The organism is Chryseobacterium subflavum, from assembly GCF_055762745.1.
The window spans coordinates 258,339-282,388 of sequence record NZ_JBVTMR010000002.1 but is presented as its reverse complement, the minus strand read 5'-3'; the positions used below and the strand labels follow the sequence as shown (position 1 = coordinate 282,388).

Genomic DNA, 24,050 nt, shown 5'->3' with positions numbered 1-24,050 from the left:
GTGATTTTTATAAAATAGACATATAAACTGAATTCTGGCTATCGGAATTTGCTCCAACTTTTCGTAGGTTTTCATTATACTTTTCCATGCATTCGTCAACCAGTTTTTGAGAGTGGATTCTCTCATTGATATTGGTAATCCAGCCTTGCATATATTCTGAAGCGTAAAGTTTGTAATCTTTAGTAGGAATAATTACACCATCAATAATATTTTGGAGCTCTTCAATTCTCCCTTTTGCCTTTGCAATGAGCTCTTTTATACTGCCAATATTATTTTTTATCTCTTCTCTTTGCTTTTTTAAATCGTCGATTCTTTCCTGATGTATAAGAATATCCTTTTGTCTTCTGGTTTGTTCGTGTCTAATTTTATCTTTTTCCTTGTGCTCTTTCATTACAAAGTCAAACACAAGTCCCCAAATTATGTATACAATAAATCCGGCAAAAATAATTCCCCAAAACTGATTCTTTGTAAACGCAATAGAAAGATCAAAAGGGGCAGAATTAAAAGTTTTATTTAATTCATATAATTTAGATTCTATTTCATAGGCCAGAATAGCATCAAAAACAAAAGTGATGATAAAAAGTAAAGTTACCTTGGAGTAATTAATCATACTTTTATTTTCACCAAACATGTGAATCAAATACCCAAGACCTAAAAATACAAATGGTATGAGTGTAACAAAAGCACCTTCAAGAGGTCCCTCATCCCATGCTTTATTGAATGCTTGTGCGTCCAGAACGCTTTGGATAATATTTCCGTTTGCGTCAAAGCTTTTAAAGAACGCAGAGTAAGAGGTTGAAATGTAAAAAGTGAAGAGATACAGACTTATAGGAATAAGTATAATTAAACCGATCCAGAATTTTGTGGAGGCTCCTTTTGTTGCCTTTACATTATATATTTCAGGGTTTCTAGGAAGATCATTGATTTCGAACTTTAATTTTTCAATTTTATCCTGAACGTTTTCGGTGTCTGTACTGTTAGTCTTTAACTGATCTTCTTTATTATCAAGTGATACAGTTAATCCTTTAATTTCTGTTTCTTTATTTTTCTGTTCATTGAGGTAAGGCTCCTTTAATTTATTCTGCTTTTCAACAAGTTCTTTTTCTTCATTTTGAAATTTTGAATAAATTGCATCCAGAAAAATGGATAATGCAGTATGGTTCCCGTTATTTCTGGTGCTGTCTCTGTATCCTGTCTCGTGATAGGTTCTTTTTCTATTCTCTTCGCTAGCTTCATTATTTAAAGACTCTGTTCTTGGCAATTGATCCTGATCGTCATCAAGAGGAACGGGCTTTAAACGGAAGAGGTTTTTGATATTGGTTGTCATAGCATTCATAATGGTTAATTTTTTAAATCATTGAGAATATCCTCTTTAGTCTTTTCTTGCTTAACTGCTTCGATAAAGTAATCAGCAATATTTTTTATATTTTCTTCCAGAAATCCAAACATGGCAATATATTTCTGCAATGATGAGTATTCATTCGGAGATACAACACCGTCTGCCCATACCATCACTGTAAGATCATATAAATACTCAACTTTTTCTTTGAGGGTTTCGGGAATTAATGATTTTGAATTAATGGGATTCATGAGAATTTCGTCAAGATTTTTTGCGGAAATTCCTCTTTCTTCGGCTGATTTATAAAGCATTTTAAGTTCGGATGCACTGAAATCATCATCGCAGATTGCCATCTGGTATAACCTTAAAAAATGAGCTTTGAGATTCTCGGATATTTGTATTGTTTCCATATTGTTTTATTTAATTATTCTATCCCTTGTACGGGGAATTTCTTCGTGATTTATATCAAGAGTTTCAGGTTGTTTTATTTTAGCCTTGGGAATCAATTTTAAGAAGTAAATGAAAAGCAAAAGACCAACAATGATATCGAGAACAATCCAATACGGTTTTAAATAGAAATAGATTGGAATAAATGGATTGAAAAAGATAAAAATCAACACAAATGCAATGAACCAAAAGCTTCTGGACCTGAATTCATTAACAATGATGACGAAAGCCATGAAAGAAACGATTATTCGAAGGAATGTGTAGTAACCTATTGGTAAATCGATGATGCCAATGAAGCAGCAGATTGCTGCAACAATGATTATATATTTCATGATTTCTTAGTTTTTAATTAGGCTTAAAATTTTAATTGCAGCCGGAACAGTATGCTCTTTCCACATATACTTTACTGCTTCCAGAATAGTAATAGCAGCCACCTCTAGGGCCTACATTTAAAGGATATCCATTATAAGTGCAGCCTCTGTTTTTAGTGTAAGTTTTTGTGCTTCTTTTGCCACTTTTGCCTTTTCTGCTTTTACTTTTCTTTGGTTTTTTGGAAAAGAATTCAGGAGATGAAGTAGCACTGTTTGTTGCTGCAGAAAAATTTGCAGGCAATAATAGGCCTAAACCTAGTAAGCTTGTTAAGATTAGTTTTTTCATAATGATTTTTTTAATATTTAGTTGACTATCCTCGGTGAATAATTGCATCATTTAGTGCTGTTACAATTTTTTGAATATATTCCCTATTTTTTGAAATAATGCTGTCTGCCTCTCCTGAATTAGTGCTTATTCTTACAGTATATTCATTTTTAATCGAAAAAAGAACAAATACACCCAAAACAATTAGGATTAAGCCAATCCAGAAAACGTTCGTAGAAAATAGAAATGGTATTCCGAAAAGTATTATTAGAACGGGTCCAACTCGACTTTTCTCAATTTCAAAAATGTGAACAGAAGATATATTTCTCATTGCGTAGGTTTTTGATTGTGTTATATATCTTGATTGGGTAACTAAAACAGAGCTATCCTGATAAAATGTAGTTTCATTCTGTGGTTCCATAATTTATTTTTTAAAATTGACTAACTTGTATGACAAGCATTTGAACAGTAATAACAGCCGTTAATATTATTTTTTTGAGCAGGAAATAATCTCTTTGCTTCAGCTACAGCTTCCTCACAAGAATAAAAGCTTCCAAGATAAACTCGATTTGTTGTTACTGGTAAATATTTACATGAATCCTCATGTACTTCATAGTCTCCATTAGATTGCTGATTTGTGTTGATGTAATAGTGTTTTTTCATGACATTAAATTTTAATTGATTAACAGTTCAAAAGTATAATCCTTTAACAGCCAGTCCTTACGGGTTTCCGTAAAAACAAAAAAACCTTTCAAAAAAATGAAAGGCTATATAAATCGGGATGGAAAATTTTATTTTTTAAATAATACCGATGTCTTTGCAAAATGCAACCAGTTGTTCGTTGCTGGTTACCTCAAGATCTTCTTTTAAGCTGTTCAATTTTTTTTCAACACTGCTTAAACTGTTAGGTTTTATGTTTTTTTCCTGTAGGAGATTAGGAATGTTTTTTTGCAGAACTCCTTTTGAAAGAAGGGAAACGAGTGTAATTTCATACGCAGAAAACTCATAACTATTTAGTTTTTTTATTTCCTGCTTTAAATCAAGAGACAGATAATTTTCATTAATGTAAACAGATGCAATTGATTTTTTCAGCTCTTTGGAATCGTTTCTTGCTTTACGAACATATCCATTGATATGATAGTCTTTGAAAAGAGAATCGATGATTCCGGATTTGTGTTCGGCGGAAAAGACAATGACTTTCAGGGAAGGCTGAAGTGCCTTTATTTGTTGGATAAGATCTCTTCCGTCTTTAATGTTTTGCTGCCGGTGATCTTCTTCATAATACAAATCAGTGATTAACAGGTCGTAAGGTTCATTTTCCCGAATGGATTTATGAACCTTTGCCAATGCGTCATCACAGTAATATACATAATCAACATTCGGAATGTTGAGGTCTTCCAGTGTTTTTTGTACCGAAAGATTAATACTTTCATGGTCTTCAGCGATTAAAATTTTTTTGAACATTCTTTTTAGTTTTTAGGAAACAGGAAATGAAATGTTGATCTTCAATCCTCTTTCGGTTTTGGTGTCAAAAATAATTTCTCCTTTGATTGTTTCTATACGGGAAACCGTAGACGACAGCCCATTTTTATATATAATTTCTCCGGGAATGCCAATTCCATTATCGGTATAGTAAATTTTGATCAGTTCATTTTCCCTTTCAAATCTGAAAACCACCCGGTCTGCCCGGCTGTGTTTTTTCATATTTACGAGTAATTCACGTACAATCTGGTATACTTCTGTCAGGGTTGATTCTTGTAATCCATTCCATATGCTTGCATCGTTTCCGGCAAGATAGGTTTTTACAGTATCATTATTAAAGGAGCCTATAAGTTCCGATATTTTTTCATTGAAATTCTTCTCGTTATTAGTAAGATCGGTCTTTTCATAGGAGATATCCCTTGATTTTTCATAAACAAATTCCAATTCATCAAGCGCCTCATCTTTGCTAAAGCTTTCCTGGTTTTCAATCTTGGTCATCACCTGATAGATACCGTTTGCTACTACATCGTGTACTTTTTTGGAGAGTTTAAGTTGAGTGTTTTTTATTTCCAGTTCTTTTTCTTGCTTTAGCCTTTTTTGCCTTTTACTGAATAGGATAATAATAATTATCACCATTGCTACGAGTGCTCCTGAAACTAGATACTGTATTAATAGACTGTTTTCACTTTCTGCTTTTTCTCTTTCTATATTTTCAACCCGAAATTTTAAAAGTCCGAATTTATTTATATCGTTATTTCTCTCAGTCTGCAAGGATGAATTAAGTTCTGTATATTTTTTAAAATTTTCCGAATAATTTTTTGGATTAAGAATTATTAATTTACTTAATGCTTCTACTCTGTCATCCGGACTATTACTCTTGGTTGCTACCTTGTACATTTCTTGAGCAAAATATAAAGACTTGGAAATGTCCTTGTCAGAATAGTAATCGGATAAAGTTGCAAGGCTGGAATTGATCGATAAGTTATCATTGAATCGGACTCTTATTTGCCATGCCTTTAGTAAATCTGGGAATGCGTCAAAATTTTTATTATCTAGGAACTGCGCTTTTGCATAATTATTCAGTGCTCTGGCGTAATCCAGGCTATCGGTTGTTTTTAATGCTTTTTTAAAGTAAGATTTGGCAAGGCTATAATTTTTTTGCTCTAAATAGGTGTCGCCAATATTATTATAAAAAGCTAATGAATCAATTTTATTTATAGAAGTTGAAACCGCCAAGTCATAGTATTTGATAGCCTCACTAAAATTTTTGAGATTTTTAGAGGCAATAGCGATTGAATTATAGTTAGCTGATGCTATTCTTTTAGATACAGAATCATTTCTCTCTCCCAATAATTTTTGTGCTTGAATAGAACTTCCAATACTACTGTAGTAATCTCCTTTATCAGATTCTATTATTGCAATATTGGTAATAGCACGGGCTGCCTCTATGCTATCACGAATATTTAGTAATTCTTCTTTGGCTTTGGTATAATATATATATGCTGAGTCAGTATTTTTACTTTCTCTGCAAATATCAGCCTTAATTAAATTGGTGTTTTGAAATGTTGTTCTCTTTTGAACTTCTCTTTTACAACCAATAATACAGAAGAGGGATAAAAGGATAAATTTTTTCAATATTTTTTCTTTCCAAGATACAAAAAAGGGAATAATATTAATTATTACTCCCTTTGTTATTAGCGGATTATGGGGTTGGTGGTTTTTGTCCTGTGTTGCCTCCTGTATCACCATCTCCTCCTACACCTCCAATAGGATCTGTAGGTCCTCCTTGTGTTACGGGTTGTACAATTGGATAATTGTTATCATTACTTGTTGCTGTATTTGCGTTATTATTTGGGAATGCTAAGCCTAATAGCATTAATATAAACTCGATCATTTTGTCAAAAAATTTAATGTTAAAGCATTCGTGTTCTTCCCTGCGAAACAGATCGCAGATAGTTTTACACGGTTAAAAATTTCGAAGCGCTTCTTAAATTTTTTGGGAAGTAGAACCTTCAAAAACGGAAGAGAAACATCTGCTTCCCAACCCGGAGTTTTCTTCCGTTTTATCTGGTGATTTAGAAATCAGTTTTGTAAATTTGTTATTGTCTGTTGTTTTAATTGTTTGTTTATCACTGATTTCTGAAGCAAAGATGCGACAAAGGGCGACGCATGTGTTAGACAAAACATCGACATCGATAGACAAGAAATGGACAGGAATATACTTACGGTAATCCGTAATGCGACATGAGTGAAAAGCAGCTATTTTGTAATTACTTTAAAAACTAAATATGTCCAAAAGAAAACTACTTATTCGTGAAGTGTTCGAGAAAATTAAAAAAGAATCTCCGAAGGATTCTAAAAGCGGATGGGCAGATGATCTTTCAGATGATCTTGAAAGGAAAATAAAATTTACAATATCGGCCAGAACACTTTCTAGATATTATGACTCCTTCGTTGCCGAAATAAAGGAAGAGGTAGGTGTAGAAACCTTGGTACTTAATAAGTTAAGTCAATATCTTGGATATGTTGATTTCTCAGATTTTTCAAAAACATTTGCCAAAGATGACGAACAGGCTAATAAAACAACAATAAACATAAGAGTAGATGAGGACGAGGAGTCCATATCTGAAAAGTTTTCAAAACTGATCATTAATATCAGTAACGAGCAATATTTTAAAGTCCCGGAATTCGTAAAACAGAACGGGTTAGGTATTATGGAAATGATTCTGCTTGTTTGCCTGGTTACGGGAAATGTGGTTTTCTCAAATAAGAAACAAACCATTCAAGGAATTACATCAGGCATTGATAAGGTACCATTAATGGAATGTATGTATTGGGATGGAAATGAATATAGATTGACTGATTGCAAAAACAAAAATCCTCATATCAATGTAAAACCTATTGATACTGTTGATATGAAGTACTTCAAAAGAATTACCCATAAAGATACTTTGACAGAAGAAAATGCTTTAGGAACAACATGGTACTCAAAGTATAATGGGAATGTGGAATTTTTTACTAGTGATGGGATAGATCCGAATAATGGAAGGGAACTTAGGAAGTCAACCCCTATTATTATTTTCAAATATGCTGGAAAATCTAAAGACACTATACAAATTGAAGAATAACTACTTTCACAATTATTTAAAATTCCCTTAAATCAATTCCAAAAATAATCCTCTAATTTTCGGGTTATTTTTACCATGTTAAAAAAAGGAATTTTCTTCATTTTACTTTTAGCTTTTACTTACTTATCTGCTCAACAAAATCCGGTACAGATTGCTTTTCTTTCGGATGTGCATTTTCAGGATGTATATGGAAGTTTTTCGGATCATGATTTTAATGGAATTGTTAATCCTAAAACAGGAAAAGCAACCATTTTGAGGACAATGGATGCTCAATTGCATTCCACACGAGTTTTTAATGAAAATTATTTTGCTTTCCTGAAAGCGCTGGTGGATATTGCTTCGAAAGGAATTAAGATTGTTGCCATGCCCGGCGATTTTTCGGATGACGGGCAAGCGTACAATATACGGGGGTTGCAACGGATTCTGAGGACGTATCATGAAAAGTATGGGATTAATTTTTACATAACAACGGGAAATCATGATCCTGTCGGACCATTTTATCAGGATGGAGGGAAAGATGATTTTTTAGGAAGCGATGGAAATGCATTGGGGATTTACAGTAATAAAACCCTGTCAAAAAATAAAAGGAATATTATTACGAAGGACATTGCAGAATCGGGGTATCTCGAGATTTTGAATGAACTTAAAGATTTCGGTTTTTACCCACAAAAAGGGAATCTGTATTGGAGTACTCCTTTTGCCAGCTATTCTTATTCCGGCTACTCCTATGATCATGCAATGAAATGTGCCAATTACCGGAGCAGGATGTATGAAGTCTCCAAAGGATTTTCAGTCCCTGACTTAAGCTATGTGGTAGAACCGGTAAATGGGGTTTGGATGATGGCTATTGATGGCAACACTTATATTCCCAAGAATCTCAATAAGGGCTCGGATGATCCCGGAAATTATAACGGAGCGAGTATAGGATATAATAATGTTCTGACGCATAAAAAGCATTTGATCCAATGGGTAAAGAAAATTGCAGAAGAAGCTGAAAGAAATGGTAAAACTCTAATTGCCTTTACCCATTACCCGATGATCGATTTTAATGACGGGGCAACAGATGAGATCAAAAATCTTTTAGGAGAGAAAAAATGGCAGCTGGAAAGGATTCCGGAAGAAGAAGTAGCCAAAGACTTTGCAGATGCCGGGTTGCAGATTCATTTTGCAGGACACATGCATATCAATGATACGGGTATACGGAAAATAGGGGATAAGATGCTGGTGAATATACAGGTTCCTTCTCTTGCAGCCTATTTACCAGGTTATAAAGTGCTTACCATTCATTCACAGGATGTAATGGAAGTAAGGACAGAAGTTTTACATGAAGTTCCTCGTTTTGATGAGTTGTTTCCTTTATACGAAAAGGAATACAAAGCATTGCAAAAAATTCCGGGGAAGCTCCTGTGGAATAAAGAAATCCTGAAAACAAAATCCTACCATGATTTCATGTTATTTCATCTTAAGGAATTGGTTCGCCTTCGGATGATCCCGGATGACTGGCCAAAGGATTTTATTGAAAAAGGGAAATCCTTATCAGGGAAAGAGTTGCTTTTGCTTTCTGAGGGTTCAAAATATACATTGCCTAAAAATATCAATATACATTCGTTCAAAAAATGGAATCTTGAGGATCTGTTGTTCGACCTGTATAAATTCCAGTCTGCTGATGAACTTGCACGAAAGGATATTTCGAAGGAAAGATGGATGCAATATCAGGTTCTGGTAAAATCTTTTGAGCAAAATCAGTCGAAGGATCCTTTTATATTAAAGCTAAAGTCTGTCTTCAGAATCTTATCCCTGCTTTCAAACGGAGATCCGGCTGATCATTTTGAAATTGATTTGAAAAAGCAATCAGTAAAAAAACTGTAGAGGAATCTTACGTTGAATGACTAAATCGTGCTTCTCAAACCTTCGTTATTAAAAGATCTTTTAAAATAAAAAGAAAGCAACCTTATGCTAAGACTGCTTTTCTTTGATATGAATGTGAACGTGTGTAATTATTGTCCGTTTACCGGATTTTTTCTTTCATAAGTATTGTTTTCAAAACTTACCTTATAATCTGATTTAAAAAGACTGCTGGGTAAGTAATAATCTGTTGAAATTATTTGTGCCCCGCTTGCTTTGGCTTTTTCAAACCTTGAATAATCCCCGGCTCTCGCTTCCATAGTATCTGCATCTGCCCTGGTGCGGATAATGTATCCTTTTAGTACGAGTTCCCGGATTTCAGGACCGGGATCATTCCTGAACAATACTGCAGCTTCCGGGGTTCCGGGTACTGAATTAGTGAATATCATTCTTCCCGATAAAGAAGCGTGTCCCTTGATATAGAGATCTCTGTTTTCTCCGTTGTTATCCAGCACAAAAAGAAACTTTCCTTTGGCATTTTTTACGGTCGGCCAGTTCTTGTGAAGGACTGCTTCGTTCAATGTGGTATAGGATCCGCGAATATCATCCGGGGTGATGATCTTGTTTTTACCGAGGTACTTTTTAAGCTCGTTATCAAGGTCATCGAATAATTGGCTTGTATAGTGCTCCGGTTCGGTTCCGAATGTGTTGGCTCTGCCATCTTTAGGTTCCAGGGTAATGAATATAGGGTCGTGATCAGGGTGTGCATCGGACCATTTTTTAAGATCCTTTAAACACTCTTCAAGTGTGTAATACCAGGTCTGATAATCAATATCCGTAATATGGATCATTTTGTATCCCGGCTTTTTCATTTTCCCTTCCGGATCAAAAGGTTGTTTTGTTTTGACAAGATCTAAAATTTTCGGGTGGGCATATTTTCCGCCTTTGCTGTCTGCATACACATCAAGTTCGAGGTTCCGTAATCCTAAATCCAGCTGTTCCGGGATCGCGATATGCTCGTATTGAATTTTAGGCAGGGAATGTAATGAATCTTTTTTTGCCAGAAAATAATAAACCTCAGGAAGGATTGCTTTCTTATAGCTGTTATGGGAGCCGATCACCTGGATTTCATTCATCTTTACATCATCCAGATTCTGTCTCTGTGCCCATAGCAAAAAATAGGGTGATAAGGATAACAGAAAAACGGCAGCCTTTTTCATAATAACTCAAATTTTGTCATGGCGAAATTAGCGACTCTTGTCCTTAGATAATTTATATATTATGTTAATAAATTTTTAAGATTATGTAAATACGGTAAAAGATACTGTTTGTAAGACTCTGAAAGTTAAAACGATATTATTTTCTCATTTTGGGATATTTATATTTTGTTGATCTTAAGATAATATTATGTTAAAATAGTTTTTGGGGAAATGAATTTACTTTGTATGCCGAAAATAAGCTGTGAAAAGAGTTGAAAAAAACCACTGTTGCGGGAACAACAGCGGCTTTTTACTAAGCAAATGTTTATTACAATTTACTTAATGATATGTACCACAAAATTAATTTTTTTAAATTTAAAAAGCTAATTCCAATAGCGTTAATCTTTCTGGTGGCCAATCAGGCCAATGCAGAGGGGTTTACGACCATTAGCCCTGTTTACTCGCAGGTAAATGAGACGATTTCCGGAGTTGTTCTGGATCAGGAGGGATCACCGGTTGAGGGGGCAAAAATTATGGTTGTAGAAACGGGAGCTACAGCCATCTCAGATGCTTCAGGAAATTTTAGCATTTCTGCTTCTATCGGACAAACATTATCAGTCTCTTATGATGGTTATGAAGTTCAGAAGATAAAGATCGACGGAACTTCTGTTTCTGTACGGTTAAAATCCAAAAAAGCAGCAACTTCTATCGAAGAGGTAACTTTAGTAGGTTATGGATCCCAGAAAAAATCTGATTTAACAGGAGCTGTCAGCCAGTTGAAGGCTGAAAACTTCAAAGAAGGAATGAACATTTCTGTGGATAACCTGATGCAGGGAAAGATTGCCGGTGTTCGTATAGTTCAGTCAAGCGGTGAACCGGGGGCCGGAGTGAACGTATCTATTCGTGGGATCGGTTCAATAAGGAGTGGTAGTACTCCTTTATTTGTTGTAGATGGTGTTCCTTTAAGTAATGATGCGGTGAGTGCAACAAGCCCGAATGTAGGTTTAGGAAATGCACAGGCAAAAAATCCGTTAAACTTTCTGAATACCAGTGATATCGAATCGATCACCGTCTTAAAAGATGCTTCGGCTGCTGCCATTTATGGAGCCCGGGGATCGAATGGAGTTGTTTTGGTCACCACGAAAAGAGGAAAGAGAGGGGAACCTATGTTTACCTATGATACCTATCTTGGTTTTTCTTCTGTTATTAAGAAGCTGGATCTGCTAACGGCAGATCAGTACAGAGCTGCCGGAGTTGATAAGCTTTATGATCACGGAGGAAATACGGATTGGCAGGATGAGATCTATAGAAACGCGGTGTCTCAGAATCACTCGGTATCATTTTCAAAAGCTACGGAAACAGGAAATTATTTTGCTTCCATTTCTCACATGGATCAGGACGGTATTGTTCTCAACAGTGGTTTTAAAAGAACAACTGCCCGTCTGAATGCAGAAGAGTCTTTTTTTGACAATAAAAGGCTAAAGGTTAAAGTAAACCTTACGGCAAGTGACATCAGGGAAACAGGAATCCCGAATGGAGGTAATGCAGGATCGGATGGTCAAGTCATTATTCATGCCTTGATGGCGAACCCAACCCGTTCTGTTTATGATCAAAACGGGAACTTCACTAATTTTAATATGAACGCTCATTATAATCCATTATATCTGTTAAGTGTTTATAATGACAAGACCAATACCTTCAGGGTTTTGGGAAATACAGAGGCAACTTTAAGGATCTTGCCGGGATTGAATTATAAATTCAATTTAGGGATCGATAAAACAATGTCGGAGAGAAGCACCACTATGTATCCGAATATTACCGACAGAACTCCCAAAGGAATGTATGTTCAGGCCAATCTTGATTCTTATAATATTCTGTTGGAACATTACTTAACCTATGATCTTAGTTTAAATAAGCATAATTTCAGTTTGCTGGGAGGTTTTTCATATCAGAAATTCAAATCTACAGGAACTTATTTCGGAGTAAAGGATATTGCTGCTCAGGGAGCGGGAATTGCACCGGAAATTAATCCGGGATATTCAGGAACGGCATTTATTCCCAGAGCGGGATATGCGCAGGAAAATGAATTGCAGTCCTATTTCGGAAGGGTAAATTATAATTTTGATAAAAAGTATTTACTAACAGCTTCATTACGAGCAGACGGTTCCACTCGTTTTGGTAAAAATAATAAATACGGATATTTCCCTTCATTTGCGGTGGGGTGGACGGTTTCCAATGAAAATTTCTTAAAGGACTCTCAGATCATCAATGAATTAAAATTAAGAGGTAGCTGGGGACAAACCGGTAACCAGGAAGTTCCAAACAAAATTACACAAGCGAGTTCTTCATTAACACAAGCTGCGGGATATTATCTGTATGATAACTTAAATCTGATCAACGGAGTGGCCATCAACAGAACGGTAAACCCTGACCTGAAATGGGAAGTTGTGGAGCAAACCAATATTGGGACAGATTTCAGTTTATGGAAAAATAAATTGTACGGATCATTGGAATACTATCATAAGACGACGAAAGATCCTATTTTAAATATTCCTTCAAGACCTTTGAGCCCAACAAGCACTGTTTGGAAGAATGTTGATGCGCAGATTGTCAATAAAGGTTTTGAATTCAGCTTAGGTTCAGAGATCATCAAAAATGAAAATTTTACATGGAACCTTGATGTGAACGGGGCGACAGTGAACAATGTTGTGAAAAATCTTCCGGTATCAGCGATTTACTCCGGTGAAGTTTCGGGACCGGGGCTTTCCGGGGTAACGGCGAATATTTACAAAAACGGGTATGAGGCGGGTTCTTTCTATATGTTGAATTATCTCGGTGTTGATGCCAACGGAAAATATATCTATGAAGATATTAACGGAGACGGAAGAATCGATCAGAATGACAGAAAAATTTTCGAAGGAGCTATACCCAATTTTACCTTCGGGATCAATTCTTATATGAAATACAAGCGATTTGATTTTGCATTCTCTTTCATCGGACAAACCGGAGGCTATCTTGTTAATAATACGGCGCTTGACCTGAATATCAATAACCTAGCCTCAGACAGGAATGTTTTGAAAAATTTCTACGATTCGGGAGCAAGTTTCACCAATCAGCCCCAACTGTCCTCTTTGTATCTTGAAAAATCCGATTTCCTTCGTTTGAACAACATAAGGCTAGGATATACTTTCGACATGGGACAACTGAAATTTTTAAAGAGCATTAATCTCTACGTAAGCGCACAAAATTTATTTACCATCACCAGTTATTCGGGATATGATCCTCTTGTTGATACGAACAAACAAGTAGGAGGGAACCAGTCTCTGGGAATCGACTATACAACATATCCGTCTGCCAAAACATTCATTTTGGGGGCAACTGTTAAATTTTAATTTGAGTTAAAGAAATCATGAGATCTAATTTTTTAAATATTAATAAAATTATTTTATCCATTGCTGCATTGGCCTTAATGGGATGTACAAATCTGGATGAAAAAGTAATCGATGAGGTCCTGGGTTCTGAAGTTGCAGATCCAGAGGCTGCTTTGGCTGCTGCTTACAGCCAGCTTGGTGAAGGAACTTTTGTAGACCATGGAAGTGTTTTTGCATTGCAGGAATATTCTACAGATGAGGCCATTCTTCCTACGAGAGGAAGTGACTGGGGAGACGGAGGAAAGTGGAGAGCTATGCACGAATTTACTTGGGATGCCAACAGTGACGTGGTTAAAACGACATGGAACCAGCTGAACTTCGGGATTACCAAATCTTTAACGGCAATATCGAGCGCTAACAAAAGTACAGGAGCCAATAAAGCATTATTTTTAGCAGAAGCAAAAGGATTATTGGCATATTATACTTATACAACCATCGATTTATTTGGACAAGCTCCTTATAGGGATCCGGATAATATCAATGCCCCGATTGTGATCAGAAAGGCAGATACTACAATTGATGCTTTAATCACTGAAGTAACAGGGCTTATTCCCAATTTAGCAGATATTAAAACTCAGAATACCCATGCAGGAAGGTTTACAAAGCAAGCAGCCTATGCACTTTTAGCAGATATGTACCTGAACAGGGCGGTTTTAAAAAACAAAACGGCAGGTACTTTCAATTTTACAGAGCAGGCTGTAAATGGGGGAGGAAATGATATGGATAAAGTGATTGAATATTGTAACTTGTTGATTAATAATCCCAACTTTAGCTTAGAGTCTAATTATTTTCACAATTTTGATATCAATAATGATACGAGCAAGGAGATGATCTTTACTATTGTTCAGAAAAAAATAGCCAGTTCAGACAAGGGTTCGGATAACGATTTAGCGTATATGTCAATGGAAAGGAGCCAGAAGCCTTCACCGGATAACAGAGGAACAAATGCATCATGTGTCACTCCTGAATTCTATTACTCATGGAACGGGAATCATGATGACCCCCGTTTTCAAAGAACCTATCAATATGAGGACGGAACATGGTTCAGAAATGACGGAACTGATGTGAGCGTGCCTTCAACAAGTAAAGTGGAAGGAACAGGAAAACCCTGGTTTCATTTTAACAGAGGACTGCAGGTGGGTCAGCAATATGGGCCTAAAATTCTTCAAAATGGAAATTTCGATATGACCGCAGATGGAAGAATTAAAGTATTTAAGTTGTTTACAGAAAAAAACACAACGCTTGCTGCAGATTTCACTCCTGAACTGAATTTTGATAACCCTTCTGAGGCTGTATTTACGCAGGCGCAGATCAACAGAGGAGTAAGAAATTTCAAATTTGAATTTGATCCAGGCTATGGAAACAACGGAACAAGCGGAATGGACGTCCCATTATACAGATTGGGAACAATCTATATGATGCGTGCAGAAGCCTATTTCAGAAATGGAAATATAGCAGCAGCGTTGGCCGATGTTAATAAATTAAGAACCAGCAGGACCCGCGAATCTTTATACAATAATGCTCCGGGTGTTGCGATTGCTTCTCTTGATGCAAATACTTTATTTAAAGAGTCCGGCTATGAACTGTATTGGGAGATGTACAGAAGGAAAGCGATGATAAGATTTGGGAAATTCGATCTTCCGGGAACGGCTAAGTCAGCGTCCCAACCTTACAGAAGAATTTTCCCGATTCCTCAGGCAACACTTGATGCATCAAATGATTTTACTCAGAATCCGGGCTACTAGTTTTTCTCATATAAATGATTATTTTCTGCAAAGAAAAGCGAAGAGAATAATCTCTTCGCTTTATTTTTTTATTCAGCATTCAACATGTTCAGTTCTCCGAAATGTTTTTTGAATTTTTGAATTTTAGGGCCTACCACAGCACTGCAATAAGGTTGTGTAGGATTTTCATTGTAATACCCCTGATGGTATTGCTCAGCAGGCCAGAACTTATCGAATTTCGTTAATTCGGTAACATATTCTCCGGACCATCTCCCTGATTCTTCAGATACCCTGATGGCTTCTTCTGCTTTTTGCTTTTCCGCATCATCTTTATAGTAAATAACAGAACGGTATTGTGTTCCGATGTCATTTCCCTGTCTGTTAAGCTGTGTTGGATCATGAAGGAAAAAGAATACATCCATCAATTGTTCGTATGAAATGATCTTAGGATCATAAGTGATCTGTACTACTTCTGCATGACCTGTATTTCCTGTACATACTTCTTCGTAGGTCGGATTCTCTTTATGTCCTCCTGAATAGCCTGAAATTGCAGATTTTACACCCTTTAGCATGTTGAAACAGCTTTCTACACACCAGAAGCATCCACCGCCGAAAGTAATCTGTTCTAAATTATTGTTATCCATTGTAGGTTGATTGTTTGAATTACCGGTTTCTTTATCTATCCTATACTATAAAGGATATCAAAAAGCTAATCAAAAATATGAAAAACTTTTTCATTTTTTACGGGAACTGTCATGAGAATTTGTACATATTGCTCGTGATTTGCAGCGAGCCGAAAATCAAATATTCCGGATAATATAGGACAAAATAAAAAGCACCCTTAAAGGATGCTTGATTATATCTTTAAATAGCGTCAGATTATTTTTCCCAAACCAAGGCACTTGCCCCCAAAATAGCAGCATCCGCTTCATCAAGTTCGCTGAAAACCAATTTAACTTTATTTCTGAAAATCGAAAGAAGGTTTCTTTCCATATGAAGTTTTGCAGGTTTCAGGATAAAATCTCCGGCTTTAATAACTCCACCAAATAAAAGAATCGCCTCAGGAGATGAGAACATAACAAAATTAGCCAATGCCTCCCCTAATTTCTGTCCCGTGTATCTGAATACTTCGATAGCAATAGGATCTCCTTTTAATGCACATTCATGAACCGTTTTAGAATTGATCGCCTCTTCAGGATACTGGTTCAACAGGGATTCAGGAAATTCAGCCCTCATTTTTTTAGCCGTGATTGCAATTCCTGTAGCGGAGGCATACGCCTCAAGACTTCCTTCAGAACCAGTACTCCAATGCTTTCTTCCTCCCGGTTTCACAATGGTATGTCCGAGTTCACCGGCAAAACCATCATGTCCGTAGATCAGCTTTCCACTGGCCACGATACCGCTTCCTACGCCTGTTCCTAAAGTGATCATGATAAAATCTTTCATTCCTCTTGCTGCTCCGAAAAGCATTTCACCATAAGCTGCAGCATTAGCATCATTGGTAATGGTACAAGGTAGATTGAATTTGGCTGTCATTAATTCAGCAAAAGGAACAACTCCCTTCCAGGGAAGATTGGGAGCCTGCTCTATGGTTCCGGTGTAATAGTTCCCATTAGGAGCACCTACACCAATGCCATCGAAATTTTTTTCATTGCCGTACTTTTCAATCAGAGGGTGAACCTTTTCATGCAGGGCTTCGATAAAATCTTCAACCTTTTCATATTCATCCGTTCTCAGGTGCCCTTTTTCAAGGACCTCTCCTCTGTGGTTTACCACTCCAAACTTTGTATTGGTGCCACCAATATCAATTCCTATGGCAACATGTTTTGATAAATCTATTAATGACATTTTCTATTCTAATAATTCTAAAGGGTTAAAATTATAAAAAAGATTGTATTAATGGATTATTAACGAAGAATTTATTAAAAAAAGTTTTCAGGCCGTTTTGGGTGTTTTCTTTTTTCTTCTTCCCCACCATACCAGGAAGCCAGTCACTGGTAATGAGGCACATATGAGACTTACAACAAAGGCAATGATTTTTGTAGGAAGCCCCAATATGGATCCGACGTGGATATCATAATTTGCTCCCACTACTTTTTCTCCGAAATTTTTGTCTTTAGGATCGTGAGTGTGAAGAAGTTCACCTGAGTTTTCATCAAAAATTAAGCTGCTGCTTTTATGATAAGAATAGGATAGGTGCTTTACGTATACTTCAAAATTAGGATGCTCGTGATCATCCATATGTTCGTGACCGAGATCTATAGAAAAACCAAAGGAATCCGGATATTTCTCTTTAACAGTATTGCTTATTTTATCGAGTGTGGTTTCTGTTCTCTGCTCAATCGGGGCCTTTGTTTTGATATGGGAAAAATCAGGATAAACAGTACTTCCTCCTGAAAAGATCACATAGATTGCTGCCTGAACAAAAAAGAAGGCATAAAATAAACCTGTAATAGAGAATATTAAAGCGAAAACGGAGGCGTAAAAACCTAATACATTGTGAAGATCATAATTCTTTCTCTTCCAGCTTTTGATATTTTTCCATTTGAAAGAAAAACGTTGTTTCCTCGCCGCTTTATTTTTAGGCCACCACAGTACGATCCCTGTAATCAGCATGATGACGAATATAATAACGGGAATCCCAACAAGGTATTTTCCCCAGTCCTGTTTCAGTAAAAAGCTCCAGTGGATCATTTTTACGATCTGGAAGAATCCGTTTTTTTCGTCATACGTTCTTAAAACTTTTCCGGTGTAAGGATTTACGTAGGCCGCTTTATAGACAGGATATTCGTCAAAGTAATTCCAGGCATCGGTGTTGTGTTCGTACCAATAGAAAATGTATGACATCTTCTTATCAACAGGAATGTTAACCCAGTGAACCGGATATTTCTCTTTTACCTGTTCAGTAACTGATTTTTCCAGCACCCTGATCGGCAGGATCTGTTTTTGATCTATATTTTGCTCGTTATGATAGATAACATCTTTTCGGGTAACGTTTTCAATCTCATCCTTAAAAACATATAATGCTCCGGTGATGGAAATAATGAAAATTAAAAAACCGATTCCCAGCCCAAACCACAAATGCAGTTTAGCAGACCACTTTTTAAAAAATCCGGGCTTTTTTTTATGGTGATGTTTCTTCTTCATATCGTAACAGAAAGTCGTGCAAAGATAACACTTAACTTTTATTTAGATTAATTAAAATTTATATTCGATCATGAAAGTTCCTCTCATTCCTAAAGAATTGATGAAGTCACTATCTCTTGCAGACCACCATGCGATAGAAGGTTGGTAGAGTTTATTGAAAAGGTTTTCTATTCCTAAAGAAACTTTCCAGTTATTATTGACTTCATAGCTGGACTTAAAATTGAAAACAGTGTAATCCGGAACCCGACCTTCACCGTAAGCATATAATCCTGTTTTTGTATTAGGCTCGAACCTGTCCTGTTTAAAGGCGTGAAGCATATCAAGTCCTAAAGATAATGCCTTCACAGGCCTTACCTGAACATAAGCCAGGACCTTCGGAGCAGAAATTCTGCTGTTGTTGATTTTTGCAGAATAATCCCCGTCATTTTTTATAGAAGTAATGCCTTCCATCCAGCTGTAGCTTCCACCGAAATTAATCCATCGGGTAGGCGTGAAATGTAAAAATCCTTCTACTCCATATACCACTTCGGGAGACCTTTGAATGGTTAAAGCACGGTCCGGGCTCTGAACAAATGAAGCTCCTAATTTTGAAGTACTTACATAAGATGTAATTTCGTAATTGATCCATTTGGAAATCTGACCTGTGGCTCCCAATTCATAATTGTTAACAATAATAGGTTTGGTTTCGAGGTTTTGTATAGTTCCTTCCGTAGATGTCCTGAGGATCCTGCCCAGTTCATTAATGGAATAGGCTTGTGAAAAGCTTCCGAATAAATTGATATAATCTTCAATATTATAACGCACCCCAATGTTCCCTACAAAGGCGTTGTACTTTAAGTCTCCGCCGGTAACAAAAATACTTTTTGTGAATGTGCCGTCGTTTTTAATGGATGAGAGAGTATTGAAATCACCTACCTTAACTTTTATATTCTCATAACGGACACCTCCTTTAATGGTAAGCTTTTTTAAGAGATCTATTTTAATAAGTGCAAAAGGAGCAATGTTGGTCATGTCCATGTCCGGAGTCCAGTAACGGCCATCTTCAAGCTTCTGTACGGTTTGATCATTAAGTATATCGACTCCGTAAATAACTTCTGCCTGGGAGTTTTTCGTATTCCACAATTGAGTATCAAGATTAATACGGGCACCTTTTTTCTTGGAAATAACATTGGATTGCCCACCGTTCAGGAATGTATCACTGTATCCGTACACTGTTCTGAAGTCCTGATAATAAAGGTTTACATTCAATGATGTCCCATCAAACAGGTTTTTATTATCGTAGCTTAATTTATAGTTATGGTTTCTTGGTGTCCCCTGTGGAGTAGTTTCAAGATTTTTCCCCCTTCCTTCACCGATTGTTGGAGTAACTCCGTATTTTCCGGTTTTTAATCCTAAATCCAGATCTGATTTCGAAGCATATCCTAAATATGAAGCCTCAATTCTTTGATTAGGGGTAAGGTTATATCCCAGTTTCAGCATTCCGTTGTAATTGTCCATTTTTGCCGTACTGTAGGTAGGGCTGAGGTTTACACCGTCAGCATCCTTCAGGTATCCCGTTCTTTCGTAGGCCAATGAGGCCACATAATCAAATTTGTCCGTGATCTTTCCGGATAAAAGCTGGCTTGCCCTGAATCCTAACGTCCCACCATAAGGCTGACCTGTAAGTCCGATCTGTGATAGACCTGAAATCTTTTGATCCGCTCTGCTTCTTTTGGTAATATAATTAATGATACCTCCGTCTGCTCCGTTTCCATATATGGACGAAGCACCTTTAATAACCTCGATCCTTTCAATAACCGACGGATCAATAGATCTTATATCCCTTGCTCCGTTTCTAAGTGGAGTGGACTGGGGAACCCCGTCAATAAGTACCAATACCTGGCGGCCCCGGAGGGTTTGTCCTGAATTGGAAGTTTGTCCCGAACTTGGTCCCAAACTCGGAACAGTATATTGAAGGATACTGGTAATATCCGAATTAACCGTCAATTGAGATTGTACCTGCTTTTCCCCGACAATGGTAATAGAGCTAGGAACTTCCTTGATATTTTCTTTTTTTCTTGAAGCCGTAAGTACAACTTCTTCAACATTCCTGGTTTGTAGTGTATCTTTAACTTGTGCAAAAGCAGTCACTGTTCCCAGACATGCTACTGATAAAAAAGCTTTTTTCATTATATTTTTTTCCCTTGTTTCTTTCTTTTTCCCCACCATACCAGAAATCCGGTGACAGGTAATGATGTGCAGATAAGCCCTGCAATAAACCAAATGATCTTTCCCGCCAGGCCGAAATAAGAACCTGTATGGATGTCATAGTTGGCATTGGAATATTTCTCTGCAGCAGATAAATTCTGATGAGGTCGGTTTGCCAATAGTTTTCCGGAGTACTTATCGAATATCAGAACATTTCTTTCGCTGTACCTTCCGTCCTGCTGATAAATGGTTACCGGAATGTTCTTCAGTTCTTTTCCTTTTTTATTCTTTCCGTTCAGAGGAATTCTGAAACTTGAAGAAGACGCATATATTTTTCTCGTTTCATTGGCTGCCAGATCAAAAACTCTATTGTTTTTTGCCAGTAGCGAATCCGGAGACGTGGGTTGCTTTTCTTTTGGAAGTTCAAATGATCCGGATAAAGTGAAATTGAAGGCATTTTTAACGTAGGGGTAGGTAAAGTAAATACCGGTAATCGCCATAAGTAAAGCAATAAACGAGGAATAAAACCCCAGAACATTGTGGAGGTCATAGTTTTTCCGTTTCCAGGTTTTTACATTTTTCCAGTTAAACCAGAAGCGCCCTTTTCTTGCTTTTTTATTTTGAGGCCACCATAATACAATTCCTGTGATCAGCATTACAATAAAAAGAACCACCGGAATTCCCACCACATATTTTCCCCAATCCGATTTCAGAAGAAGACTCCAGTGAATATATTTTAAAATGGTAAAGACATCATATTTTTCATCATAAACAGCCAGGATTTCACCGGTATATTGGTTAACAAAAACCTGCTTATTGATCAATACTTCCTGAAAATAATTCCATCCCTTTTTCCCTTTTTTATAGTATAAAAATCCATAAGATTTTCCTTTATCAATTGGGATCTCAACAGAACTCAAAGGATATTTTTCATTAAGTTCCAATGTTACTTTTTCACGGAGAAGACCAATTGGTAAAGGTTGTTCCCGGATGGTTTCTCTTTTGAGTTCTATAGCATCTTTTCGGATTATATTCTGGATTTCATCCTTAAACACATATAAGGTTCCGGAAAGGGAAACAATGAATACGATCAAACCCACAGATAAGCCGAACCACAAACGCAGCTGGGCAGACCACTTTTTTGTAGCGGATGGTTTCTTCTTATGATGATGTTTTTTACGCATAGAAAAAAGTTAACCGGAAAAAAACCGATTAACTTTTATTTATTTTAAAATTTATACCCTATTGAAAGTCTGAAATTTCTCGGAGCATCTGCCTGATAATAGTAATAATTTGCATATGGTGAACCAGAATAAAGGTATCTGTTAAATACATTGAATACATTTAGACCTACTCTGAACTTCGTGTTTTCCCAAGAAGCCCCAGCATCAAATTTTACATAATCTCCCATCTGTAAGGTGTTTGAACTTCCCCAATTCCAGCTGCTTCTTCCCGCAAGATAAGTACCCCCAAAGCTTAGCCCGAAGCCTTCCAGGATACCATCTGTAAATGTATAATTTAGCCATCCGTTAGCTGTGTGTTTTGCAAACCCCGGTACTTTATCTCCTTTATTTGCTTTGGCCGTGGTTTCTGTAAATTTATTTTCAGTGAATGCATAGTTGAAAATAGCATTGAATCCTCTTACAATCTCTCCTTTAAGGTCAAATTCAACTCCCTGTACTCTCGTCTTTCCAAGAAGGATGGAATATCTTCCATTTGGATTGTCGGTTTGATCAGGATCTCCTGTGATTTCATTATTTTTATTGATATTGTATAATGATAAAGTAGTGTTCCATTTTCCTGCAAACCAATCTTTTTTTACTCCTACTTCCATATTGCTTCCTGTTAGAGGAGTAGCTGTTGTACCATCTCTGAATAATCCGGCTTGGGGAACAAAAGTTTGATCATATAAAGCATATGCAGACATGCCTTCATTAATAGAATAACTCAATCCAATACGAGGGGTAATTCTATTAGCTTCAGACTTTGTTCCGTAATTGATTTCTTTTACAGTAGTATAACGGGCAGCAAGAGTTAATCTTAAAGCATCATTAAAAAAACCTAATTCATCCTGTAAATACAAACCAGTATAATTTTGATCTATAGTACTTCCTGCACCTGCTCTGGTTGAAAGGGGCCTACTTTTATCAAATGGTTTATAATTCTCGGTATTATTGGGTCCGGAATATGTATTTATTCCATTGATATCATAATTACCAGTATTGGTATTGTACCAATAATTGTGATCAGCGACTGAATTTTTATCAGGATCAAAATCTCCGTTAGCATTGTACTTATCCAGATTATATCCCTGAGACCAGTCTGCTATATATTTTTTACTTCCTAAGTCAAGACCTGCTAAAATTTTGTGAGAAACAGATCCTGTTTTAACGTAACCGTTTAAAAACACCTGTCCGAATTTCATTGTGTTATCAGCTTCCCAATAGTTTACACGACGGATCATGTATCCATTTTCGAAATTACTTGGCCAAATGTCACTACCCATAGTATATTCGTTTACATAAGTTAGCTGAGAAGTTAATTTCCAGTTATTATTGAACTTATGCTGTAAGTTAATATTTACGGTATTGTTATCTACTTTTGTAGGGTCAATGCTTGGATCAGTCACGGTATATCCAACTGGCTTCGCTCTATAACCTTCAAAAGAGAAAACATAAGCGGAACCAACTTCAGACATTTTAGCCTTCTGATAAATATATTCTGCTGTTAATGTAGTTTTATCAGAAAGATTAACTTTTAATGAGGGATTAATAATGTACCTGTCATTAAATTCATAGTCTCTGAAACTGTTCTTATTCTGAGCCATTAAATTCAATCGGAACGCTACTTTATCGGTAATTTTCGTATCAATATCGGTCTCTCCTCTGTACATATTAAAGCTTCCAAGTGTTACTCTGGCACTCCCGTTCAATGATTGTCCGGTAGGCTTTTTGGTAACGATATTATAAATACCGCTTGGTTCACCATTTGACATCAGGAAACCGGAAGGGCCTTTGATGAACTCAATATGATCTACAAAGCTCATGTCCTCACTCAAAGGTCCCCAGTTTGAAGTGACATTTACCCCATTCATAAAGGCAGCTGCTCTTGAACCCCTCATGTTAACTCTGGTATACATATCTCCCCAGTGTTCTAACCTTTGTGCTCCGGCAACATTTCGTAATACACCATCGCTTAATGTGGTTACCTGCTGATCTTCTAAAGCCCTGTTCGTAATAATAGAAATGTTTTGAGGAATTTTGATAAGCGCTTCATCTAAACGCATTGAAGAAGAACCTTCTTTTTCTACATATTTTTTATAGTACTTACCGCTTACTACAACCTCTTCAATATCGTTTGATTTAATCGTATCTTTTTTTTCCTGAGCAAATACCATCACAGTTGATAATAAAGCAGCTCCTATTATTACTCTTTTCATTGTTTATAAGATCCTTATGTGTGTTGAATTATTTTGTTAAAATTTA

At 36.5% G+C, this 24,050-nt stretch carries 20 protein-coding genes; 4 read left to right on the top strand and 16 right to left on the bottom strand.

Annotation, left to right across the window (positions count from 1 at the left end):
- Nucleotides 1-7: 7 nt before the first annotated feature.
- The 9 genes from AC0INN_RS10525 to AC0INN_RS10485 form a co-directional block, all read right to left on the bottom strand.
- On the bottom strand, nucleotides 8-1,336 hold the full coding sequence (locus tag AC0INN_RS10525; RefSeq protein WP_306613145.1) for a beta-carotene 15,15'-monooxygenase: 1,329 nt from the start codon (nucleotides 1,334-1,336) through the stop codon (nucleotides 8-10).
- Between the two features lie 5 nt (nucleotides 1,337-1,341).
- On the bottom strand, nucleotides 1,342-1,749 hold the full coding sequence (locus AC0INN_RS10520) for a hypothetical protein (protein ID WP_306613143.1): 408 nt from the start codon (nucleotides 1,747-1,749) through the stop codon (nucleotides 1,342-1,344).
- A 6-nt stretch (nucleotides 1,750-1,755) separates the two neighbouring features.
- Entirely contained in the window at nucleotides 1,756-2,118 is a 363-nt protein-coding gene (locus AC0INN_RS10515; protein ID WP_306613141.1) for a DUF6804 family protein, read from the bottom strand.
- A gap of 31 nt (nucleotides 2,119-2,149) precedes the next feature.
- On the bottom strand, nucleotides 2,150-2,443 hold the full coding sequence (locus AC0INN_RS10510) for a hypothetical protein (RefSeq protein WP_306613139.1): 294 nt from the start codon (nucleotides 2,441-2,443) through the stop codon (nucleotides 2,150-2,152).
- A gap of 25 nt (nucleotides 2,444-2,468) precedes the next feature.
- Entirely contained in the window at nucleotides 2,469-2,843 is a 375-nt protein-coding gene (locus AC0INN_RS10505) for a DUF6232 family protein (RefSeq protein ID WP_306613137.1), read from the bottom strand.
- Between the two features lie 20 nt (nucleotides 2,844-2,863).
- Nucleotides 2,864-3,085, bottom strand: coding sequence for a hypothetical protein (locus tag AC0INN_RS10500; RefSeq protein WP_306613135.1), 222 nt, complete (start codon nucleotides 3,083-3,085; stop codon nucleotides 2,864-2,866).
- Between the two features lie 135 nt (nucleotides 3,086-3,220).
- Complete coding sequence (locus tag AC0INN_RS10495) at nucleotides 3,221-3,886, bottom strand: response regulator (RefSeq protein WP_306613133.1); 666 nt, start codon at nucleotides 3,884-3,886, stop codon at nucleotides 3,221-3,223.
- 12 nt (nucleotides 3,887-3,898) lie between these two features.
- Entirely contained in the window at nucleotides 3,899-5,539 is a 1,641-nt protein-coding gene (locus tag AC0INN_RS10490; RefSeq protein ID WP_306613131.1) for a tetratricopeptide repeat-containing sensor histidine kinase, read from the bottom strand.
- A gap of 67 nt (nucleotides 5,540-5,606) precedes the next feature.
- The gene (locus AC0INN_RS10485) at nucleotides 5,607-5,798 is read right to left on the bottom strand and encodes a hypothetical protein (RefSeq protein WP_306613129.1); all 192 of its coding nucleotides are present in this window, start codon (nucleotides 5,796-5,798) and stop codon (nucleotides 5,607-5,609) included.
- 394 nt (nucleotides 5,799-6,192) lie between these two features.
- On the opposite strand from AC0INN_RS10485, the gene AC0INN_RS10480 reads away from it, so the two are divergent.
- Nucleotides 6,193-7,032 carry a hypothetical protein gene (locus tag AC0INN_RS10480; protein ID WP_306613127.1) on the top strand — a complete coding sequence of 280 codons (840 nt, stop codon included), beginning with the start codon at nucleotides 6,193-6,195 and terminating at the stop codon, nucleotides 7,030-7,032.
- 75 nt (nucleotides 7,033-7,107) lie between these two features.
- On the top strand, nucleotides 7,108-8,901 hold the full coding sequence (locus tag AC0INN_RS10475; protein WP_306613125.1) for a metallophosphoesterase family protein: 1,794 nt from the start codon (nucleotides 7,108-7,110) through the stop codon (nucleotides 8,899-8,901).
- Nucleotides 8,902-9,029: 128 nt separating this feature from the next.
- On the opposite strand, the gene AC0INN_RS10470 is transcribed toward AC0INN_RS10475, so the two are convergent.
- Complete coding sequence (locus tag AC0INN_RS10470; RefSeq protein ID WP_306613124.1) at nucleotides 9,030-10,097, bottom strand: phosphatidylinositol-specific phospholipase C1-like protein; 1,068 nt, start codon at nucleotides 10,095-10,097, stop codon at nucleotides 9,030-9,032.
- Nucleotides 10,098-10,423: 326 nt separating this feature from the next.
- Here AC0INN_RS10470 and AC0INN_RS10465 point away from each other — a divergent pair, with 326 nt between their 5' ends.
- The gene (locus tag AC0INN_RS10465; RefSeq protein WP_306613122.1) at nucleotides 10,424-13,468 is read left to right on the top strand and encodes a SusC/RagA family TonB-linked outer membrane protein; all 3,045 of its coding nucleotides are present in this window, start codon (nucleotides 10,424-10,426) and stop codon (nucleotides 13,466-13,468) included.
- A 17-nt stretch (nucleotides 13,469-13,485) separates the two neighbouring features.
- Nucleotides 13,486-15,252 carry a RagB/SusD family nutrient uptake outer membrane protein gene (locus AC0INN_RS10460; protein ID WP_306613120.1) on the top strand — a complete coding sequence of 589 codons (1,767 nt, stop codon included), beginning with the start codon at nucleotides 13,486-13,488 and terminating at the stop codon, nucleotides 15,250-15,252.
- 68 nt (nucleotides 15,253-15,320) lie between these two features.
- Here AC0INN_RS10460 and msrA read toward each other — a convergent pair whose 3' ends face one another.
- The 6 genes from msrA to AC0INN_RS10430 form a co-directional block, all read right to left on the bottom strand.
- Nucleotides 15,321-15,875 (bottom strand): peptide-methionine (S)-S-oxide reductase MsrA, encoded by a 555-nt coding sequence (gene msrA, locus AC0INN_RS10455; protein ID WP_273650186.1) that lies wholly within the window; start codon nucleotides 15,873-15,875, stop codon nucleotides 15,321-15,323.
- 235 nt (nucleotides 15,876-16,110) lie between these two features.
- Entirely contained in the window at nucleotides 16,111-17,079 is a 969-nt protein-coding gene (locus AC0INN_RS10450; protein WP_172281487.1) for an ROK family protein, read from the bottom strand.
- Between the two features lie 87 nt (nucleotides 17,080-17,166).
- The gene (locus AC0INN_RS10445; RefSeq protein WP_306613117.1) at nucleotides 17,167-18,378 is read right to left on the bottom strand and encodes a PepSY-associated TM helix domain-containing protein; all 1,212 of its coding nucleotides are present in this window, start codon (nucleotides 18,376-18,378) and stop codon (nucleotides 17,167-17,169) included.
- Nucleotides 18,379-18,429: 51 nt separating this feature from the next.
- A complete protein-coding gene (locus tag AC0INN_RS10440) occupies nucleotides 18,430-20,547 on the bottom strand; it encodes a TonB-dependent receptor (protein ID WP_306613115.1) in 2,118 nt (705 codons plus the stop codon).
- Nucleotides 20,547-21,749, bottom strand: coding sequence for a PepSY-associated TM helix domain-containing protein (locus AC0INN_RS10435; protein WP_306613113.1), 1,203 nt, complete (start codon nucleotides 21,747-21,749; stop codon nucleotides 20,547-20,549). Before AC0INN_RS10435 ends, AC0INN_RS10440 begins: the two co-directional genes overlap by 1 nt.
- Before the next feature lie 44 nt (nucleotides 21,750-21,793).
- Nucleotides 21,794-24,004: a TonB-dependent siderophore receptor gene (locus AC0INN_RS10430; protein ID WP_306613111.1), complete on the bottom strand. Its 2,211-nt coding sequence runs from the start codon at nucleotides 24,002-24,004 to the stop codon at nucleotides 21,794-21,796.
- Nucleotides 24,005-24,050 lie beyond the last annotated feature (46 nt).

Excerpts from the sequence above, each read along its gene's own strand:
- AC0INN_RS10520 (WP_306613143.1), bottom strand. The coding sequence starts at position 1,749 with ATGGAAACAATACAAATATCCGAGAATCTCAAAGCTCATTTTTTAAGG.
- AC0INN_RS10470 (WP_306613124.1), bottom strand. The coding sequence starts at position 10,097 with ATGAAAAAGGCTGCCGTTTTTCTGTTATCCTTATCACCCTATTTTTTG.
- AC0INN_RS10525 (WP_306613145.1), bottom strand. The coding sequence starts at position 1,336 with ATGAATGCTATGACAACCAATATCAAAAACCTCTTCCGTTTAAAGCCC.
- AC0INN_RS10495 (WP_306613133.1), bottom strand. The coding sequence starts at position 3,886 with ATGTTCAAAAAAATTTTAATCGCTGAAGACCATGAAAGTATTAATCTT.
- AC0INN_RS10460 (WP_306613120.1), top strand. The coding sequence starts at position 13,486 with ATGAGATCTAATTTTTTAAATATTAATAAAATTATTTTATCCATTGCT.
- AC0INN_RS10475 (WP_306613125.1), top strand. The coding sequence starts at position 7,108 with ATGTTAAAAAAAGGAATTTTCTTCATTTTACTTTTAGCTTTTACTTAC.
- AC0INN_RS10445 (WP_306613117.1), bottom strand. The coding sequence starts at position 18,378 with ATGAAGAAGAAACATCACCATAAAAAAAAGCCCGGATTTTTTAAAAAG.
- AC0INN_RS10515 (WP_306613141.1), bottom strand. The coding sequence starts at position 2,118 with ATGAAATATATAATCATTGTTGCAGCAATCTGCTGCTTCATTGGCATC.
- AC0INN_RS10435 (WP_306613113.1), bottom strand. The coding sequence starts at position 21,749 with ATGCGTAAAAAACATCATCATAAGAAGAAACCATCCGCTACAAAAAAG.
- AC0INN_RS10440 (WP_306613115.1), bottom strand. The coding sequence starts at position 20,547 with ATGAAAAAAGCTTTTTTATCAGTAGCATGTCTGGGAACAGTGACTGCT.
- AC0INN_RS10480 (WP_306613127.1), top strand. The coding sequence starts at position 6,193 with ATGTCCAAAAGAAAACTACTTATTCGTGAAGTGTTCGAGAAAATTAAA.
- AC0INN_RS10500 (WP_306613135.1), bottom strand. The coding sequence starts at position 3,085 with ATGAAAAAACACTATTACATCAACACAAATCAGCAATCTAATGGAGAC.
- AC0INN_RS10450 (WP_172281487.1), bottom strand. The coding sequence starts at position 17,079 with ATGTCATTAATAGATTTATCAAAACATGTTGCCATAGGAATTGATATT.
- AC0INN_RS10430 (WP_306613111.1), bottom strand. The coding sequence starts at position 24,004 with ATGAAAAGAGTAATAATAGGAGCTGCTTTATTATCAACTGTGATGGTA.
- AC0INN_RS10485 (WP_306613129.1), bottom strand. The coding sequence starts at position 5,798 with ATGATCGAGTTTATATTAATGCTATTAGGCTTAGCATTCCCAAATAAT.
- msrA (WP_273650186.1), bottom strand. The coding sequence starts at position 15,875 with ATGGATAACAATAATTTAGAACAGATTACTTTCGGCGGTGGATGCTTC.
- AC0INN_RS10510 (WP_306613139.1), bottom strand. The coding sequence starts at position 2,443 with ATGAAAAAACTAATCTTAACAAGCTTACTAGGTTTAGGCCTATTATTG.
- AC0INN_RS10465 (WP_306613122.1), top strand. The coding sequence starts at position 10,424 with ATGTACCACAAAATTAATTTTTTTAAATTTAAAAAGCTAATTCCAATA.
- AC0INN_RS10505 (WP_306613137.1), bottom strand. The coding sequence starts at position 2,843 with ATGGAACCACAGAATGAAACTACATTTTATCAGGATAGCTCTGTTTTA.